The sequence below is a fragment of the Listeria rocourtiae FSL F6-920 genome, assembly GCF_000525975.1.
GTDB lineage: Bacteria > Bacillota > Bacilli > Lactobacillales > Listeriaceae > Listeria_A > Listeria_A rocourtiae.
Genome location: NZ_AODK01000014.1, coordinates 1 through 17,459, shown reverse-complemented (window position 1 = coordinate 17,459; position 17,459 = coordinate 1). Strand labels below are relative to the sequence as shown.

At 40.6% G+C, this 17,459-nt stretch carries 17 protein-coding genes and 5 pseudogenes; 20 read left to right on the top strand and 2 right to left on the bottom strand.

What is annotated here, in order from left to right; all coding sequences use genetic code 11:
• Both PROCOU_RS17705 and PROCOU_RS05945 read left to right on the top strand, forming a co-directional pair.
• A pseudogene (locus tag PROCOU_RS17705) lies at positions 1–397 on the top strand (RHS repeat domain-containing protein); the annotation flags it as partial.
• A gap of 120 nt (positions 398–517) precedes the next feature.
• Positions 518–811 carry a hypothetical protein gene (locus PROCOU_RS05945; protein ID WP_051994229.1) on the top strand — a complete coding sequence of 98 codons (294 nt, stop codon included), beginning with the start codon at positions 518–520 and terminating at the stop codon, positions 809–811.
• 115 nt (positions 812–926) lie between these two features.
• Here PROCOU_RS05945 and PROCOU_RS18310 read toward each other — a convergent pair.
• A pseudogene (locus PROCOU_RS18310) lies at positions 927–1,173 on the bottom strand (hypothetical protein); the annotation flags it as partial.
• Here PROCOU_RS18310 and PROCOU_RS19235 point away from each other — a divergent pair.
• The 4 genes and pseudogenes from PROCOU_RS19235 to PROCOU_RS18305 form a co-directional block, all read left to right on the top strand.
• Positions 1,142–1,312: a hypothetical protein gene (locus PROCOU_RS19235; protein ID WP_376700392.1), complete on the top strand. Its 171-nt coding sequence runs from the start codon at positions 1,142–1,144 to the stop codon at positions 1,310–1,312. The pseudogene PROCOU_RS18310 and the gene PROCOU_RS19235 overlap by 32 nt on opposite strands.
• Positions 1,306–2,637, top strand: a pseudogene (locus tag PROCOU_RS05940) (RHS repeat domain-containing protein); the annotation flags it as partial. The gene PROCOU_RS19235 and the pseudogene PROCOU_RS05940, both read left to right, overlap by 7 nt.
• Positions 2,627–2,863 (top strand): hypothetical protein, encoded by a 237-nt coding sequence (locus PROCOU_RS17445; RefSeq protein ID WP_036070447.1) that lies wholly within the window; start codon positions 2,627–2,629, stop codon positions 2,861–2,863. The pseudogene PROCOU_RS05940 and the gene PROCOU_RS17445, both read left to right, overlap by 11 nt.
• A 13-nt stretch (positions 2,864–2,876) precedes the next feature.
• Positions 2,877–3,104, top strand: a pseudogene (locus PROCOU_RS18305) (excinuclease ABC subunit A); the annotation flags it as partial.
• Between the two features lie 786 nt (positions 3,105–3,890).
• Here the strand turns inward: PROCOU_RS18305 and PROCOU_RS05930 are convergent.
• On the bottom strand, positions 3,891–4,763 hold the full coding sequence (locus PROCOU_RS05930; protein ID WP_036070444.1) for a helix-turn-helix domain-containing protein: 873 nt from the start codon (positions 4,761–4,763) through the stop codon (positions 3,891–3,893).
• A gap of 470 nt (positions 4,764–5,233) precedes the next feature.
• Here PROCOU_RS05930 and PROCOU_RS18815 point away from each other — a divergent pair, with 470 nt between their 5' ends.
• The 14 genes and pseudogenes from PROCOU_RS18815 to PROCOU_RS05870 form a co-directional block, all read left to right on the top strand.
• Positions 5,234–5,365 (top strand): hypothetical protein, encoded by a 132-nt coding sequence (locus tag PROCOU_RS18815; RefSeq protein WP_260447869.1) that lies wholly within the window; start codon positions 5,234–5,236, stop codon positions 5,363–5,365.
• Between the two features lie 29 nt (positions 5,366–5,394).
• Positions 5,395–5,829, top strand: a complete 435-nt coding sequence (locus PROCOU_RS05925; protein WP_036070441.1) for a hypothetical protein — start codon at positions 5,395–5,397, stop codon at positions 5,827–5,829.
• Positions 5,830–6,013: 184 nt separating this feature from the next.
• The gene (locus tag PROCOU_RS05920; protein WP_036070438.1) at positions 6,014–7,126 is read left to right on the top strand and encodes an MDR/zinc-dependent alcohol dehydrogenase-like family protein; all 1,113 of its coding nucleotides are present in this window, start codon (positions 6,014–6,016) and stop codon (positions 7,124–7,126) included.
• Between the two features lie 18 nt (positions 7,127–7,144).
• On the top strand, positions 7,145–8,392 hold the full coding sequence (locus PROCOU_RS05915; protein ID WP_036070436.1) for an MFS transporter: 1,248 nt from the start codon (positions 7,145–7,147) through the stop codon (positions 8,390–8,392).
• A 20-nt stretch (positions 8,393–8,412) separates the two neighbouring features.
• A complete protein-coding gene (rpiB, locus tag PROCOU_RS05910) occupies positions 8,413–8,874 on the top strand; it encodes a ribose 5-phosphate isomerase B (RefSeq protein WP_036070434.1) in 462 nt (153 codons plus the stop codon).
• Positions 8,871–9,869, top strand: coding sequence for a dihydroxyacetone kinase subunit DhaK (locus tag PROCOU_RS05905; RefSeq protein WP_036070432.1), 999 nt, complete (start codon positions 8,871–8,873; stop codon positions 9,867–9,869). Before rpiB ends, PROCOU_RS05905 begins: the two co-directional genes overlap by 4 nt.
• A gap of 15 nt (positions 9,870–9,884) precedes the next feature.
• A complete protein-coding gene (dhaL, locus tag PROCOU_RS05900) occupies positions 9,885–10,526 on the top strand; it encodes a dihydroxyacetone kinase subunit DhaL (RefSeq protein ID WP_036070430.1) in 642 nt (213 codons plus the stop codon).
• 25 nt (positions 10,527–10,551) lie between these two features.
• Positions 10,552–11,307, top strand: a complete 756-nt coding sequence (locus PROCOU_RS05895; protein ID WP_036070428.1) for an SDR family oxidoreductase — start codon at positions 10,552–10,554, stop codon at positions 11,305–11,307.
• Positions 11,308–11,319: 12 nt separating this feature from the next.
• Positions 11,320–13,323: a transketolase gene (tkt, locus tag PROCOU_RS05890; protein WP_036070426.1), complete on the top strand. Its 2,004-nt coding sequence runs from the start codon at positions 11,320–11,322 to the stop codon at positions 13,321–13,323.
• A gap of 164 nt (positions 13,324–13,487) precedes the next feature.
• Positions 13,488–14,255, top strand: coding sequence for a DeoR/GlpR family DNA-binding transcription regulator (locus PROCOU_RS05885; RefSeq protein WP_036070423.1), 768 nt, complete (start codon positions 13,488–13,490; stop codon positions 14,253–14,255).
• 198 nt (positions 14,256–14,453) lie between these two features.
• Positions 14,454–14,669, top strand: a pseudogene (locus PROCOU_RS19040) (bacteriocin immunity family protein); the annotation flags it as partial.
• Positions 14,670–14,705: 36 nt separating this feature from the next.
• Positions 14,706–15,278, top strand: coding sequence for a peptide-methionine (S)-S-oxide reductase MsrA (gene msrA / locus PROCOU_RS18810; RefSeq protein WP_260447870.1), 573 nt, complete (start codon positions 14,706–14,708; stop codon positions 15,276–15,278).
• Positions 15,279–15,754: 476 nt separating this feature from the next.
• Complete coding sequence (locus PROCOU_RS05875) at positions 15,755–17,017, top strand: vWA domain-containing protein (RefSeq protein WP_036070417.1); 1,263 nt, start codon at positions 15,755–15,757, stop codon at positions 17,015–17,017.
• A 38-nt stretch (positions 17,018–17,055) separates the two neighbouring features.
• Positions 17,056–17,459, top strand: a 404-nt coding sequence (locus PROCOU_RS05870; RefSeq protein ID WP_036070414.1) for an immunoglobulin-like domain-containing protein, incomplete at its 3' end; no start/stop codon positions are given.

The window sequence follows — 17,459 nt, the reverse complement described above, 5'->3', positions numbered from 1 at the left end:
CCCAGTCATGAATATAGACCCAGATGGACGCGCTGTGCCATGGTATATAACCGCGGCAGCAATCGGTTCTGGAATTGGGTTAGGGAAATATCTTTGGAAATATCGTAAAGGTGGAGGTACTTGGAAAGGAGCACTTAAAGCGACCGGTCATGGTGCTTTGAAGGGTGTAATGACTGCTACACCGCTTAGAATACTAGGGATAGGAGGAAAACTAAGGGTTGGTAAGAAAATATTAAAAGGAAAAAGTGCGCTTGGCTATGCCCGAACTGTGGGAACTTTTTCGAAAGCCCTGTTTAGGAATCCAATCAAACATGCTAGAAGAACCCTTGTAGGGTTACCAAAGGCGAAAATAAAGAAAATGGTGAAATTTAGTTATAAGAAAAAAAACTGTTTATAAAGGAAAAATCGTAAAGAAAAGGTATAAAAAATAGGAGGGTGTATCAAAATTATTGATTTTATATTAAAAACCAGTTTAGTTTTAGTTGTGATGATTAGCTTTTTTGGAGTGGCTAAGAAATTGGAGGATATGGTGAGTAGCGCTAGGAAAAAGAAAGTTATTTCTTTTGTAATATGGATTTTTGTATTTTTCTTGCTTACCTTTGGAACTTACCTTTATGCGTGGGGAGATGAAATTAAAGCTAGTCTTTTAGTACTTTTTTTGGTCAACCTAATGGCAGTTCTATCACTTGTTATTTTTTGGAGCAAAGGAGAAAACTTGCTATTAATTATAATAGGAGGAATTATTTTAGTAGCATGCACAGTTTATATTATTAATGGTACGGTGATGGAAACAATGAAGTTACTTGGCTAAATATAAATAAGAGGGTGCATTAAAAATAATATGTATGATGTGATGTAAATATCTTGAACAAAAATAAATAGAATTTAATTCGCTTTTCTTTCAAAAGCGTTTGGTGTTAAGTATCTTAAAGATTGATGGATACATCTCGTATTATAAAAGGGGTTTGTCGAGAAAAGTGTGTAATTAAGAATATAGAGATATAATGCGACACAGTATTCTCAAGGGAAGCCAAAAGAAGGAGCTGGTTCATGACAAGTGACCAGTTTTGAATGTAGTTCCTTCACGCGTAAATAAAGGACTTTGAGTAAGGCGTTTTCCTGTGGGAAGGCGCCTTTCTTCGTGACTTTTCGAAAACTGGCATGGACACTTTCCGCAGTAGGTTATGGTCTATTAGAATTTTTAGTAGTTGATGGGAAGCCATACTTATTGTACAGTGAGGAAGGTATTTTTAATGAAAATGTAGCCAATCATTTAAATGCCTATTTGAAGAAAGCTACAAGTAAGATGTAGCAAGTAACCGAACCACGATGGATAATAAGAAAGCAGGTAAAACGAGTTACGAGTACGATGCCATCAATCAGCTCACGAAAGAGACACTGCCAGATGGCACGGTGAAAGCCTACACGTACGATGGATTCGGTAATCGTACCAAAGTGACGGATTCCAGCAAGACAAAAGCCATCGAAGCGAGTTATAATGATGGTAACCAGCTCACGGCTTGGAATGGCGACAAATTAACGTTTGACACGAATGGTAATCGTCTCAGCGATGGGACATACACGTACACCTGGGATACGGCAGACCAACTCACAGCCATCATGAAAAAAGGGGAAACAACCCCATTCGCTACGTATCAATACGATGATGATAATCGTCGTATTGAAAAAACAGTGAATGGCCAAACAACCAAGTATTATTATGATGGTGATAGTATCGATGTCTTGTATGAGACAGATGGTGCAGGCACGGTGCAACGCCAATATGTCTATTCCGATAGCAACGTGCGTATGGCGATGAAAGTGGGTGCAAAAACCATTTTCTATCACTACAATGCGCATGGCGATGTGGTTGCCCTAACCAATGAAGCTGGGGACTTAGTGGCAGAGTATAGTTATGACGCGTGGGGGAACGTCCTACAAGCTATTGAGACAACCAATGAAGCCAAACAAAACCCATTCGGCTATGCCGGCTACACGTACGACAAAGAAATTAGCATGTATTACTTGATGGCGCGTTACTATGAACCAGAACAAGGTATCTTTATCAGTGTGGATCCAGATCCAGGGGATGAAGATGACCCATTAACCATGAATAGCTACAATTATGCCAACAATAATCCCGTGATGCATATTGATCCAGATGGGCATTGGGTGTGGCTCGCGATTAATGCAGGGTTTGCAGCTTATGATGGTTATAAATCTTATAAGAAGACGAAAAGTTTGAGAAAGGCTGGTATTGCAGCTGCTAAAGGAGCTCTGGGTGGTGGGAAGTTCAAACTAGCTAGAAAAGCAGCTAAGGGTGTCAGGTACATTGGAAAAATAAATAAACCATTAAAAGTTAAACCAAAAGGATATAGCTGGCATGGCATTAATAGAGCTATATCAAGAGATGGTAGAGGCACAAGCACATCAGCAATATTATCGACTATCAAAAGACCAAAAAGAACAATAGTTAACAGGGATAAATATGGTAGGGGCATTAAGATGATAGGAAAAAGAAGTACGGTAGTAGTGAACATGAAACGTAAAATAATTACAGTGTATCCGAGAGGTAAAGGAAACTCTAGGGTTAAAAAAAATAAAAAAAATAAAGGACATGATTACTGTGAAGAGTGAGCAAAAAAATTTATTATATTACGTCCTAAGCAGCCGGGGACGCGCGCACTATATAGAAATAATAGAAAATGGAGGGGCGAGTGCTTTGGATGCAGAAGCGGTCGAAGATATATTAGATGTTATATCCTCATTTTTTATGGAAAGTGGTCTTAAAGCAAATAGTGAGCCCAATAAATTAGGATTAGATTTAGAAGATTTAATAGATATTATTAATGATGCAGATTAGACAATAGAAACTCTTTTTTGCGTCTGTAGAATGTGTTCGACGCCGATTAGACCCCATCACTATTTTTCTGGTCGTGATGATTCATGTGGATTGCGTGGGAGAGTTAGTGTTAGCGGCTAGTCTGACAATAAAAAAAATTTTTTAGTATTTTAGTATTAAAACAGGTTCTCGAAGATTTGAGTTGCCAGACGATCCAGGTATTATTGCTCCACTACAAATGAAATTATATCTGAAGGTGAATGAAAAGAAGACATTACAGCCCTACGCTGGGATGGGACAAGGGAAAACGAGATAGAGGAAAAATTGAAATAGGTGGTCGGAAAGAAATCAGATTTAAATAGCGGTCAAGCAGTCAGCTAAATAACAAAGAAAAGGTGTGTTAAGTGATAGTGTAGCCAGAACAGAAATTGAATTCATGACAAAAGCATGATGGAACTAGTTGGAAACAGAAATGTCATGTGTGCACCCAAATACCCAGCTGTTGGAGCAGCTGGGGTATTTTTATGGGGTTAGAAGTGTTGTCTAATTTTTTTACTACTGCGATTCTCTAACATGTATTTGTAATACGCAAGAGCAGCTAACCACAACCGGCGAAATAGTACTGGAAATAAAAAAAATCCTAGTTGGGGTGGCGGCTGTAATGCAGGACATTCAATTGCTGTCATCATATCTGTGTAATGGTAAATCTCTTTCCATAAGTTCACAGAGAGTACCATAAAGATATCCATAATATGCTATTAGAGCATATTATAACCCCTATTTGACTCAATAAAAACAAGGACACCAACATTCTTTCTGAGTCAATTTGCCATATCAATATTAAACTTTTTCAAAAAAACTTGAAAAATGTGGGTGCAAGTTATCAAACTCTAAATACTCAAGGATTAGCATGTTTTTCTTGATAACTTCATATGCATTACCTGTTTCCCCAAGTTTGATACAGGCAATAGCATGATTCAATATCGGAATGCATTTTTACTGGGCTTGTCAAAAAAAGTGTGTAATTAGGTTAAAAAAGATAATGAATTTAAATTTCTACTTCAATTTGAAACTTTGCCAGTAACTTTGAAAAATGTGCATGCAAACTATCAAAATCTAAATAGTTGATGACAAGCATATTTTTTCGTATAGTCTCATATGATTGTAAATCGAGCCCGAGTTTAATACAGGCAATAGCATGATTCAATTCTGAACAAACTTTCTCATAGACGAGAGTATATTTCTTTGCTTTTTCAATTGCTGTTTCTGCAAAATTTTTAGCAGCTTCGAAATCTTCATACTCCATGCAAAGGGTGGATAGGTTCAAGTAAATATGTTGTTCTGTATGCTGGAATTCCATGAAGTATTGAAAGTTATCTAAACGTTTCAAGGAAGTTCGAGAAAATAGTAAGGCCTCTTCTACTGTTAGGGAGTAGATAATATTATTAAACAACTTTAGCTCATATAGATACCAGTTATCCATTTTGAATAAATATTCCTTAATAGGATTTACCAATTGAATCATTTCCTCGGTGACCGTATGTGTTATATTGTATGAAATTAATGCCTTGCAGATTAACATATAATGATAATAAGTAATATCTTCGGTTTTTGTGTGTAAATCTTGAGCTGTGATGGCCAAATTTTTAAGCTTTTCTATATCATTCAAGTTTGCAGCTTCACTGATCTTTGAGCGTATTTGCTGTTTGAATTGTATCTTTTGATCGTTTTGAATAAAAAGGAACTCCTCAAAAACAACGTTTAATCTATCAAGAAGTAAGAAGAATTTATCATAGGAAGGGAAGTAATTGTTAGTCTCAATCTGTGAAAGATGTGAGCGTGTAAGTATGCCATCTGATAGCTCTTTCTGTGTGAGGTTTTTATCTGTTCTAATTTTCTTAATGGTCGCTCCAAAATTCATGAAAACATCTCCCATTTTTTTTTTATTGATGGAAATAAGGAACATAAATAACAATGTTATATAGAATAGCTATATCATAAACGTGTAATAGTTAGCAGCAGAGGGGTGAGTAGACGTGTTAGAACCACTAATTTGGGTGATAGATGCTTAACTAATAAACCAACTTGATTTCTATGGATTAGGGTTCTTAATTTTCTGAAATCATTTTCTGGTGTATCAAGCTTCTTAAACGTAATTATTGAGTGAGGATAAGATTTAAATCTATTATATAACATATCAATTACTTCGGCTAGCACTTAAGTAAATAAAAATGATATATTTGGGTCTTATTATAAAAAGAAATTCACTAATTTATTGAGATGAATATGATAGGGTTTCGCGAAAAGGGTTCAGGTAAGTTTCTATGTTACATAGTGAACTTATCTTGGATTCTTTTTGATACATACAACACTAAAAGGGGAAAGATGCGTATGTGGGGGAGTTTGCTTGGAGCGCTATTTGATTTAGCAGTTACAGCTATTATTTTAGCTGGACAATTTGTTTATTGGTTGATATTATTTATTAAATATCAGATTTGGAGACCGTACCGTGATGAGAGATAAAGGGCTAAAATATTGAAAGGGTGGAGCGCATGTCTAATTTGATGAATTTGTTCATGGGGCCTGGGGTTGTCCACGAAATAAAGATAGAAAATAAGACGCGGCATACGATTTTGGATACCTATTTAGTGAGCGGGAACCAAAGTGAAAAGGGGAATGATTTTCGAATTGGCGAGAAGCGCAGTTTATATCTTCCTGCCTCGAACTCGAATGTATGTGAACTGAACTTTAGGATTAGTGGGCAGGAGTATTGTTTCCCGATACGTGAGAAAATAAATTCACGTAATCAGGCACCGATTGTTGTGAATATTGTGACGGATGGGACGGCAAGTCTGGATGTTGAAACGTATCGTGAACAGCAGCAAGGTCCAAACGGTAAACTAACTTGGCAGGATTCGAAAATTATTTTGGGAGCTTCAACGTTTGTCCTTATCTTCTTTATTATTTGGCTGATGAATGTACTTTAGAAAGCTGAAACAGGATATCGATTTAAAATCGATAGCTGTTTCAGTTTTTTAATTTTTTTAAATACCAACTAATCAACAACAAACGAAAGAAAACGAAAATAAATGATTGACAAAGTTAGTAAATAAAAATATAATGGGGAGGTAATCAAGAAAGCGCTTTATAAAATGAGAAGGAGATGTTCTTATGTGTCAAGAGAGTACAGGTAGTGTTGTGGTAGGCAAAGATATCCCTCAGAAAATGAAAGCTATTGTTGCGTATGCGCCGGGGGATTATCGCTTGGAAGAGGTTGCTGTTCCTGAGATTGGTCCGCATGAGATTTTGGTGAAGGTGGAATCGTGCGGGATTTGTGCGGGGGATTTGAAAGCTTTTGATGGGGCTCCTAGCTTTTGGGGAGATGAGAAGCAACCTGCATACATAAAAGCACCGATGATTCCAGGTCATGAATTTATTGGGCACGTCGTTGGTTATGGGGACCAAGTGACGGAGTTTGAGCTTGGAAACCGCGTTATTTCAGAGCAAATTGTACCGTGTTGGGATTGTCGTTTTTGTAAGCGTGGTCAATATTGGATGTGTGAAAAACACGATTTATATGGTTTTCAGAAAAATGTAAACGGTGGCATGGCAGAATATATGAAATTTACGAAAGAAGCCATTAACTATTTGGTTCCGGAGGAGTTGCCGATTGAAAAAGCGATTTTGATTGAGCCTTATGCATGTTCGTTCCATGCGGTGCAGCGCGCCAATATCAAGTTGGGTGATGTGGTTGTACTTGCTGGAGCGGGGACACTTGGACTGGGCATGATTGGCGCTATTAAGAAATCTGGTCCGCAGAAATTGATTGTGCTTGATTTATTTGAGGATCGTTTGGAGCTAGCGAAGAAATTTGGTGCCGATATGGTGTTAAACCCAGCAAAGGATGACGTTGTGACGATTATTAAAGATTTGACGGATGGTTATGGTTGCGATATTTATATTGAAGCAACTGGGGCGCAGAAATCTGTGGAGCAAGGCTTAACGCTGATTCGTAAACTGGGAACTTTTGTTGAATTTTCAGTGTTTAAGGAGCCAGTAACGGTAGATTGGAGTATTATTAGTGATCGAAAAGAATTAGATGTGTTGGGCTCGCATTTGGGACCGTATTGTTATCCGCTTGTGATTGAAGGCATTCAAAATGGCGATTTACCAACAGAAGGCGTCGTAACGCATACATTGCCGCTGGAAGATTTTAAGGCTGGTTTTGATTTGGTGAGAAGTGGGGCGGAATCGCTAAAAGTTGTATTGAATCCAAACCTATAATCGAAAGGGGAGTATGACATGAAAAGTTTAACAAATAGAATCGGTTTGCCGCCAAAATTGATGATGGGTTACGCTGGGCTAGTCGTCTTTATGATGGGAGAAGGTCTTGAGCAAGGCTGGCTATCCCCTTTTTTAATTAGTGGAGGGCTCTCTATCCAACAGTCGGCACTATTGTTTAGTATTTATGGCATTGCAGCGGCGCTTGCGGCTTGGTTATCGGGTGTGTTATCGGAAATATTTGGAGCGCAACGTGTGATGACAGTTGGTGTCATTCTCTTTATAATCGGTTCCATTTTCTTTATTTCAGTCGGTTTGCCAAGTCATAATTTATACGTGATGTTACCGACATATGCGCTTCGTGGATTTGGTTATCCGTTGTTCGCTTATTCGTTCCTTGTTTGGGTGGCGTATGAAGCGCCAACAGAAAAACTTGGTTCGGCAGTCGGAATTTTCTGGTTTTGCTACAGTGGGGGGCTGAATGTTTTGGGTGCGTTGTATTCAAGCATTGCACTGCCTTACTTAGGTGAGATAACAACTTTGTGGAGTGCACTCGTTTTCGTTGTCATTGGTGCGATGATTGCTATTTTCTTGAATCGTGAAAAAGTAGCGAAAAAAAGTGTGGGAGAAAGGCCATCACTCGGTTATTTATTGAAAGGAATTACGATTGCTTTTGAAAAACCAAAAATCGGTATGGGTGGTATTGTTCGGACGATAAATACGTCTGCAGCATACGGTTTCACAGTTTTCATGCCGTTGTTCTTTATGGAAATTGGCTTTACACGTGGGGAATGGTTACAAATCTATGCGTGCCTTTGGTCGGTGAATATTATTTTCAACTTGCTGTTTGGGGTTATTAGTGATCGGCTCGGTTGGCGGAATACCGTGATGTGGTTTGGCGGAATGGGGTGCGCAACCTTTACAGTGCTGTTTTACTATGTGCCACTTTGGTCTGGCGCGAATTTCTTGCTAACGATGTTAATTGCAGGGGGCTTCGGTGCTTGCTTGGCGGCGTATGTGCCACTTTCAGCGATTATGCCGACGCTTGCTCCTGAGAATAAGGGAGCGGCGATGTCGATTTTGAATTTGGGAGCAGGACTAAGCACATTTTTAGGGCCTGCTGTTGTGGGAATTTTTATTGGAAGTCTTGGTACGGTTGGTGTCATTTGGGTGTTCGCGGGACTTTATGTTTTTAGCGCCTTTTTGATGAAATTCGTGACCTTACCGAAAAATCAGAATTTGGTTGTGCCGGCGAGTACGGTGGATTAAATGCATTGGAGTGTTGGAAAATGAGAATTGGAATTGGTGCGGATCATAATGCGTTTGGAATGAAGGAGGCGTTACGGCAGTATATCAAGGATTCTGGGAATGAGGTCGTTGACTTCGGTTGTTTCTCGGAGGATGAGGTGGATTACCCGGATATCGCGTTCCAAGTGGGGACGGCGATTCAGACGGGCGTGGTGGAGCGCGGTATCTTGGTTTGCGGGACTGGCATTGGGATGTCGATTGCGGCGAACAAGGTGCCGGGGATTCGTTCGGCGCAGTGCCACGATGTGTATTCAGCCGAGCGTGCCCAACTGAGCAATGATGCGCAAATTATAACGCTCGGTGCAAAAGTGATTGGCTTAGAATTGGCGAAGAAAATTGTGGATGCCTATCTGGATGTGACGTTTGCAGGTGGCCAATCGAAGCGAAAAATTGATCAAATTTCGAATCAGGAGAAAGCATATTTAGGGAGTGTGAAAGGATGAAGAAGTTAATCAATGATGCGGATTATGTCGTAGAGGAAATGATTGATGGCTATGTGAAGGCGTTTCCACAATATGTGAGGCAATTGGAAAATCCGCGCGCGCTAGTTCGTCAGACGCTTGATGCGGATAAGGTTGGTGTTTTGATTGGTGGTGGTTCAGGACACGAGCCGGCTTTCATGGGTTATGTTGGCGCGGGGATGGCGGATGGTGTGGCAGTCGGGAATATTTTTGCTTCACCACCACCGGGCCCGATTGTAGTGGTGACGGAGGCGATTGATCAGGGCAAGGGCGTGGTTTACGTGTATGGAAACTATGCTGGCGACATTATGAATTTTGGGATGGCTGCAGAAATGGCTGATTTGGAGCATGATATTGAGGTAGCATCGGTGGTCGTGACGGATGATGTTGCTTCCGCGCCTAAAAATGAAATAGGAAAACGGCGCGGTATTGCCGGGGAATTTTTCGTGACAAAAGTGGCAAGTGTAGCGGCGGCGCTAGGTCATGATTTGGCGGGTGTGACGCGGCTGGCGAATCATGCGAATGATGTGACGCGGACGATGGGTGTAGGTTTGTCACCGTGTTCGTTACCGCAAACAGGGAAGCCGAGTTTTACGCTTGCTGAGGATGAGATGGAAATCGGATTAGGACATCACGGTGAACCTGGTATCGAAAAAGGCAAGCTTGAGACGGCAGATAAAGTAGTAGACCGTCTCGTTACAGCGATTTTGGAAGATATGCCAATCGAGGCGGATGAAGAGGTTGCGGTATTAATCAATGGCTTGGGTTCAACGACGCGGATGGAGTTGCTGATTATGTTCCGTCGTGTGGAACAACTTTTAAGCGAGCGTGGCATTTGCATTTACCGGTCATTCATTGGGGATTATAGTACATCGCTTGAAATGGGTGGCAGCTCAGTGACGTTGATAAAACTAGATGCAGAGTTAAAGAAATGCATTGACTACCCAGCAGATTGCCCGATGTATGTTCAGAAATAAGGAGGTGTGACGAGTATGTATTATGCGGCTGATTTTCGCAATTTTTTAAATATCGTAACGGAGACCATGGAGCAGGAAAAAGAATATTTATGCGAACTCGATCGAAAATTAGGTGATGGTGATCACGGCGTGACGATGTCGATTGGTTGGCAGGCCATCAAAAAAGAGTTAGAGCAACAAAATGAATTAGATTGTTCCAAATTGGCGGTTTTAGCTGGGAAGACTTTTCTGGAAGCAGTTGGTTCGTCTGTTGGTCCGCTATATGCAACTGGATTTTTACGTGGTGCCAAGGCAATCAAAGACAAAGAAGTGCTTAGCGATGCAGATTTGACGGCATTTTGGCTTGCCTTTATGAGTGGCGTGAAGGAAAGAGGGCAGGCCGAAGTTGGCGATAAAACGATGATTGACACATTGGAACCAGCGCGAATTGCATTGGAACAAGCATTTGCTATGTCTGGTAATTTTGAAGAAGCGTTTCGTGTAGCGATTGTAGCGGCTGAAGCTGGCATGGTTTCAACGATTGATTTGCTGTCTAAGCGTGGCAGATCTAGCAGACTAGGCGACCGTTCTCTTGGTAATCAAGATCCAGGCGCAACATCGGCTTATCTAATTTTGACGAATTTTCTCGTAAGCTTGCCAGAAAGTGTACTAGAGTAAAAAATCAAAACGAGGAGTGACAAACATGTTCGATAAGAATTTTGCATTAACAGATCAAGTGGCTATCGTAACTGGTGGTGCAAGTGGCATTGGCCGAGCAATCGGGGAGCTGTTTTTCGAAAAAGGTGCGCGCGTTGTACTCGTTGATATTAAGCCAGACGTCGCCGAAATCGCGCAAAACATCGGTGGTGCACGAGCGTTAGGCATCCAAGCTGACATTACAAAAAAAGAAACGGTAGAAGGTGTGATGGCTACTGTTTTAGAGCACTTTGGTAGTGTAGATATCGTGGTGAACTCAGCAGGTGTCGCGCTTCTCGAAAAAGCAACGGACCTTCCTGAATCTTACTGGGATAAAACGATGGAGCTGAACTTGAAAGCATCTTTCCTCATTGCGCAAGCAGCAGGGAATGTGATGATCAAACAAGGTCGTGGCGGAAAAATTGTCAATATGGCCTCTCAAGCCTCCGTCGTAGCGCTAGATAAGCATGTGGCTTACTGCGCGAGTAAAGCAGCGATTGTCTCAATGACACAAGTTTTGGCTATGGAATGGGCGCCATATAAAATCAATGTGAATGCCATTTCACCGACTGTTATTCTTACAGAACTTGGCAAAAAAGCGTGGGCTGGAGAAGTCGGCGAAGCGATGAAAAAACAAATTCCGATTGGTCGTTTTGGCTATCCAGAAGAAGTTGCGGCATCAGCTTTATTTTTAGCAAGTGATGCCGCAAATCTAATAACCGGTGAAAATTTAGTGCTTGATGGCGGTTATACCATTCAATAAAGGAGGACGGATATGTCACTCATGGATCAACAAATGATAAAAACGTTACGCGTACTATCGATGGACATGGTCGAACAGGCAAAATCGGGCCATCCTGGTCTACCGATGGGCGCAGCACCGATGGCTTTTACATTATGGAAAAACCATTTGAAATTTAATCCAGCACATCCAAGCTGGTTCAATCGTGACCGTTTCATCTTATCAGCAGGTCACGGTTCAGCATTGCTTTACAGCCTGCTTCACGTTTTTGGCTACGATGTCAGCAAAGAGGATTTACGCAACTTCCGGCAAAAAGGCAGCGCTACGCCAGGACATCCTGAATTCGGCCATACTCCCGGTGTTGATGCGACAACTGGTCCACTTGGTCAAGGCATCGCAATGGGTGTGGGAATGGCGATGTCAGAGGCGCATCTTGCCGCAATGTTCAACAAAGGTTCCCACGAAGTAATCAATCACTACACATACGTCTTGTGCGGCGATGGTTGTTTGATGGAAGGGATTTCCTACGAAGCAAGTTCACTCGCCGGTCATCTACAACTCGGAAAACTCATCGTACTCTATGACTCCAACGATATCTCCTTAGACGGTGATCTCACGCAAAGTTTTTCCGAAGATATCGATTTGCGTTTCCGTTCAGCAGGCTGGCAAACATTGCGCGTCCCCGATGGAAATGATGTTGAAGCAATCAATAGTGCTATTCTTCTAGCAAAAGCCGAGACGACAAAACCGACGTTAATCGAAATTAAAACCATAATTGGTGACGGGAGCCCAAGCAAAGCCGGCAAAGCCGCAGCACACGGTGCACCGCTTGGTAAAGCCGAAATTGCTCAAATTAAGAAAAACTACGGCTGGGAACTAGAGCCATTTGAACTACCAAAAACTGTCGGATATCAAAAAGACTACTACTTATCGAAAGGAAACCACCACGAATCCAAGTGGCTTCAGGCATTCAATAAATATAGAAATGACTATCCTGAAGAAGCCGAGATGTTGCAATGTCTCATTGACAATCAAGAAACGTCAGAAAAAGCATTCCGTTTACCGATATATACGACTAATGATGCTCCGATAGCAACGAGGGATGTTTCCGGTAAGCTTTTAAATGAGTTATCATCCCAGTTACCAAGTCTATTCGGCGGCTCGGCAGACTTGTCATCTTCCAACAAAACAATGCTCAAAAATAGCGGAGACTTCCTTGCGAACTACTACAACGGCAAAAATATCTGGTTTGGTGTCCGCGAATTTGCGATGGGTGGTATTTTGAATGGGATGGCTTTACACGGTGGAATCAAGCCATATGGTGCGACATTTTTCGTCTTCTCAGACTACTTAAGGAGCGCGATTCGTTCGGCGGCTCTCATGAAACTTCCGGTAACATACGTAATGACGCACGATTCCATTATGGTTGGAGAGGATGGCCCGACACATGAACCAATCGAGCATTTAGCTTCGTTCCGAGCAATGCCCAACCTTGTCGTTTTGCGGCCGGCAGATGCGAATGAAACAGTGGCCAGCTATAAATATGCGCTAACACAACAAGAAAATCCAGTCATGCTCGTTCTCAGTCGTCAAGCGTTACCGATTCTACCGACTACAGATATAAAAGCAGCAACAGACGTCGAAAAAGGTGCGTATATCCTTGCCGACTCACTGACAGATACGACAGATATGCTCCTCATCGCAACAGGTTCCGAAGTGTCCCTTGCAATGGAAGTTCGCGAACGTCTAGCAACAGAGCAAATCGGTGCTCGCCTCATCAGCATGCCGAGTTGGGAACTATTTGAACGCCAATCCGCAAACTATCAAGAGACGATACTCCCAAGTGAAATCACACACCGAGTAGCAATAGAAATGGCTTCATCCCAAGGTTGGCACAAATATGTTGGCAATAATGGCAAAATCATCGCCATCGATACATTCGGAAAATCAGGTCCAGGTACAGAACTAGCCGAGGACTTTGGTTTCTCCGCTGAAAAAATAGCAAATCAAATTTTAGCAACACTACAAAAAGTTTGAGAAAAGAGAGTCTAAGCTTGGCGGATGCTTACTTAGGCTCTCTTTCGTTTGTTAGATACTACAATTATTGGCAGGCATGTGGTAAAATGAAAATGTGATTTATTGAAAGCAAAAAGAAGCAAACGATGAATTACACTATTATATGAAAAAGTAGGTGAAAATCCATGTTTGCAAATCAACGTCGAAGTGAGATTTTACATAGGGTTCAAGAGCAGAAAACCGTTTCCGTCAACGAACTGAGCGAGAAGTTAAATGTCTCAGCTGCAACCGTTCGGGCCGATTTGAATGCGATGGAGAAGCAAGGATTACTCACGCGGACACACGGTGGAGCTATGATGAAAGAAAAAGACGACATCGACAAAAAATATGCCGTTCGCGAAAAGAAACATCGATCTGAGAAACAGCGCATTGCAGCTATGGCTTTTGAATATATTGAAGACGACCAGTGCATTATACTTGATGCCAGCACGACTTGTTTTGAACTAGCGAAATTCATTAAAGAATCCTCCAAACGTCTAACGATTGTGACAAGCGGTTTAACGACAGCCACGATGCTAAAAGAGAATCCGAACTTGACGGTTATCATCATTGGAGGCATCGTTCGTAGCGGTTCCAATTCCATTGAAGGCCTGATTGGACATGAACTATTGAAAAAAGTAAATGTTGATATCTTATTTACGTCTGCCTATGCGTTAAATGCTATGGACGGCTTGACTGATTTTAGTCTGTATGAAGTCGAACTCAAACGAGAAATGGTTGCCGTAGCCCGAAAAACAATTGCTTTAGTCGATAACAGTAAGCTTGGCAAGAGTTCCATCGCGACTTTTGCGAAGATAGAGGATATTGAACGGTTAGTGACAGATCAAGCGCTCTCTTCAGAATTGGCAACGCATTTCCTTGATGTGAAAGTTCCCGTAGATATTGCAAATTGAGAAGAACAGCTCCACGCCTTATTATGTGATACGATTCACTACACTTTTATGAGGTACATTCCAGGGGTACTTTTTCAAAGACCGTTTTGTACGTAGCGTGTGCTATCTGACAAGTGCCTACATTTTGACTAGCCTTTAAAAGTGGCATAACATCGAATATGAATAGTACTGACTTATAACAAAGGTGGTTCTAAAAAAATGAAAACCAATCAAACCGAATTGATGGAAGACCTCTATAATTTGCTGTTAAATCCAGCGACTCGTGATTGGGAGCGTTCTCAAATACGAACGGCAAAAATAGGAATCGACAGTGGTGCGAATTTTGATGATCAGATTGCAAATCTCGAAGCAATATTGCGCCCACTTGCCCTGAGAAATAACTTAACACCTGATGTCACCGACTTCTATCTAAAAATTACAAATAGCGCCCTTGCTGGCAGTTCCTTTGATTTGTCGGTCCACTATCAAAAAGATCCCCCGAATCAAGCTCGTGCTATTTTTGCTGGAGGCTGTTTTTGGTGTATGGTGGAGCCTTTCGAGACCAAGCCAGGTATTATCTCAGTGATATCAGGTTATACTGGTGGACATATGGATAATCCGACATATGAGCAAGTGGTTGGGGGTTACACAGGGCACGTGGAGGCAGTGGAAATCATTTTTGATACGCACGTTTGGAGTTACAAAGAGCTAGTCGAACTATACTGGCAGTTGACTGATCCGACTGATGCATTTGGTCAAATGGCTGATCGCGGTAGTAACTATCGACCAGTTATTTTTGTTGCAAATGAGGAGCAGCGCTTGATTGCAGAACAATCAAAGCTAGATTTAGCGATATCTGGAAAATATAAACATCCAATTATGACAGCCATCGAACCAGCCACAACTTTCTGGCCAGCAGAAAATTTTCATCAGCAATTTTATCAGAAAAATCCGAGAAGGTATAAGAAGCTCAAGCGCTCACGTCAACAGTTTTTAGCATTTCAACGTATGCAAATGAAGCTGCGACATGGATGGAGGAGATAGGAAGAAATAGGAATGGTAATATCCAATAAAACGTAGGGAAACTAGTAAAGAGTATTACTCTCTTGCTAATTTTTTCTGCGTGTATTTATATGCCAAAATAATACTCCGGTAGTCTTCTCAGCGATATATTTTTTAGACTATCTAAATGTAAATTTTTTGTTATACATACGATGACTGCATTCAAATTGATTATATTTCTGTATATAAAGACATATTTTTTTGAGATATCATAAAATAGTACGTTATAAGGCTTGAGCCTCAACTACGACTAGCAGAAGTTATTTCCTTATCTCCAAGAAAGTGCCAAGCAAGTATTTTTTTGCAACCAATGTATCGGAATTTCATCAGCTAGTCATTTTTGTATTTAGACAATTAGAGATTTTTTTCATAAAAATAAATGTTTATTTGTCTCTCATACAAGTGTATGCTGGTGGATTTTTATATAGATATATTTTTTTAATCAAAGGGAGGAAGAAATGAAAAAGATATTTAAAGTTCTATTGATTATCAGTTTACTAGTCAGCAGTTCACCAACTTGGACAATGGGCGCATCTCAAACACACGAAGTTATAGACAGCAAAATTGATGGTAGCCAATCAATCCATACAATCAGTATACCAGTGAAAAAAGCATCTAGAGAAAAGAAACTAGATCTTGTCATTGTGCAAGATTTATCTGGGAGTTTTCGAGATACATATTCCAATGTTGCCGATAAACTCAAAGAAGCGATAGATATGATGAATCCTGTCATTGACCGGTCACAGTTTGTTGGCTACACATCTATCAAAAAAACCGATACAACGCTACCGATATATAGCGACCCTAAAACGATATTGGAACCTATGAATGAAGGCCAATTTAACGAGTTTTTCAATGTGATTTATCAGAATGAAATGACTGATTCTATTGCAGATACTAAGACAACCATTGATAATATTACTAAAAATAAATTGTATGGTAATGGTACTCCGACGGCCTATGGTATCCAAAAAGCATTGGAAAATTATAAAGCCAATAATCCGGTGAAAGTTGCCAATCGTGAAACACTATTCTTGATTGTAACAGACGGATTTCCCAATGGAGATATCGGTGGTAACGCACTGACACCAAGTACATCAATGCTAGCTTTACTAGGTCCTGATACAGGGATTAATGCGGCACTTAGAAACGTAACAAATGAAGGGTATTTAACTTCATTTGGGTTATGGCAAAATAAAACGGCTTTGGAAAATGAATGGGGTACGAGTTTATACAATAACTTCAATAATTACATTAATGCGAACATACCTGGTTTTGTTTCTCGAAATGAATTTTTCTTCAACATGAACAATAATAATAACTCCATTGAAGAATTTGCAACTGCTGTGAAAGATATCATTCAAACGAATCTAAACGAGCAATTAAGCATTTCTGAAAAAATAAGTAAGGGACAAACATATATCCAAGGGAGTGCTAAAGTAAAAAATAGTGCAGGACAGACGATAGACGTTCCTAGACCATACGATGAACCAACATATAAAAATGGAACATTAGCATGGAATTTAGATGCCTTACCTGAGGGTGATTACGTGGTTACTTTCGATGTGATGGGAGAAGTTCCAGTTAGCAGTACACCAAGTATTAACGCAGAAAATAGGACAATCTCTGAAGGGAGTATCTTTGATCCCATTGAGACCGTGAAACCCACTGCAACAGATTCGGTTTCGAATAACCTAACATCAAAAAATAAAAAGTCTTGAAAAATGATGTAGATACAAGTAAGCCAGGAGTATATCATGTGGTATATCAAGTAAATGGTGTTATTCCAGCAGGCGCAGATAATGCTATTCCACTGATTGATGAAGGAATAATCATGTATCGTGATACTTTATTAAAAACATTGGAAAAATTAGAATTCACACCAAGCATAACAGCCAAAACAGCTACAAAAACAATCGAGATTACTGTGACAAGCAAGCCTACTATTACGGCGAGTGATAAAACAATATATGTAGGCGATATTTATAATCCTAAGTTAGATGTTTCTGCAAGCGACCTAAAAGATGGAGATATCACAAGTGATGTCAAAGTAGTAGAAAACAAAGTAGACAACATGAAACCAGGCGTGTACGAAGTGACGTATCAAGTCACAAACAGCGTAGGTGAAAGTACAAGCAAAACAATTCAAGTACAGGTGCTAAG

Coding starts and splice junctions, on each gene's coding strand:
- tkt (WP_036070426.1), top strand. CDS start 11,320: ATGTCACTCATGGATCAACAAATGATAAAAACGTTACGCGTACTATCG.
- dhaL (WP_036070430.1), top strand. CDS start 9,885: ATGTATTATGCGGCTGATTTTCGCAATTTTTTAAATATCGTAACGGAG.
- PROCOU_RS05915 (WP_036070436.1), top strand. CDS start 7,145: ATGAAAAGTTTAACAAATAGAATCGGTTTGCCGCCAAAATTGATGATG.
- PROCOU_RS05930 (WP_036070444.1), bottom strand. CDS start 4,763: ATGAATTTTGGAGCGACCATTAAGAAAATTAGAACAGATAAAAACCTC.
- PROCOU_RS05905 (WP_036070432.1), top strand. CDS start 8,871: ATGAAGAAGTTAATCAATGATGCGGATTATGTCGTAGAGGAAATGATT.
- PROCOU_RS18815 (WP_260447869.1), top strand. CDS start 5,234: ATGTGGGGGAGTTTGCTTGGAGCGCTATTTGATTTAGCAGTTACAGCT.
- PROCOU_RS05925 (WP_036070441.1), top strand. CDS start 5,395: ATGTCTAATTTGATGAATTTGTTCATGGGGCCTGGGGTTGTCCACGAA.
- PROCOU_RS05895 (WP_036070428.1), top strand. CDS start 10,552: ATGTTCGATAAGAATTTTGCATTAACAGATCAAGTGGCTATCGTAACT.
- PROCOU_RS05885 (WP_036070423.1), top strand. CDS start 13,488: ATGTTTGCAAATCAACGTCGAAGTGAGATTTTACATAGGGTTCAAGAG.
- PROCOU_RS05920 (WP_036070438.1), top strand. CDS start 6,014: ATGTGTCAAGAGAGTACAGGTAGTGTTGTGGTAGGCAAAGATATCCCT.
- rpiB (WP_036070434.1), top strand. CDS start 8,413: ATGAGAATTGGAATTGGTGCGGATCATAATGCGTTTGGAATGAAGGAG.
- PROCOU_RS05875 (WP_036070417.1), top strand. CDS start 15,755: ATGAAAAAGATATTTAAAGTTCTATTGATTATCAGTTTACTAGTCAGC.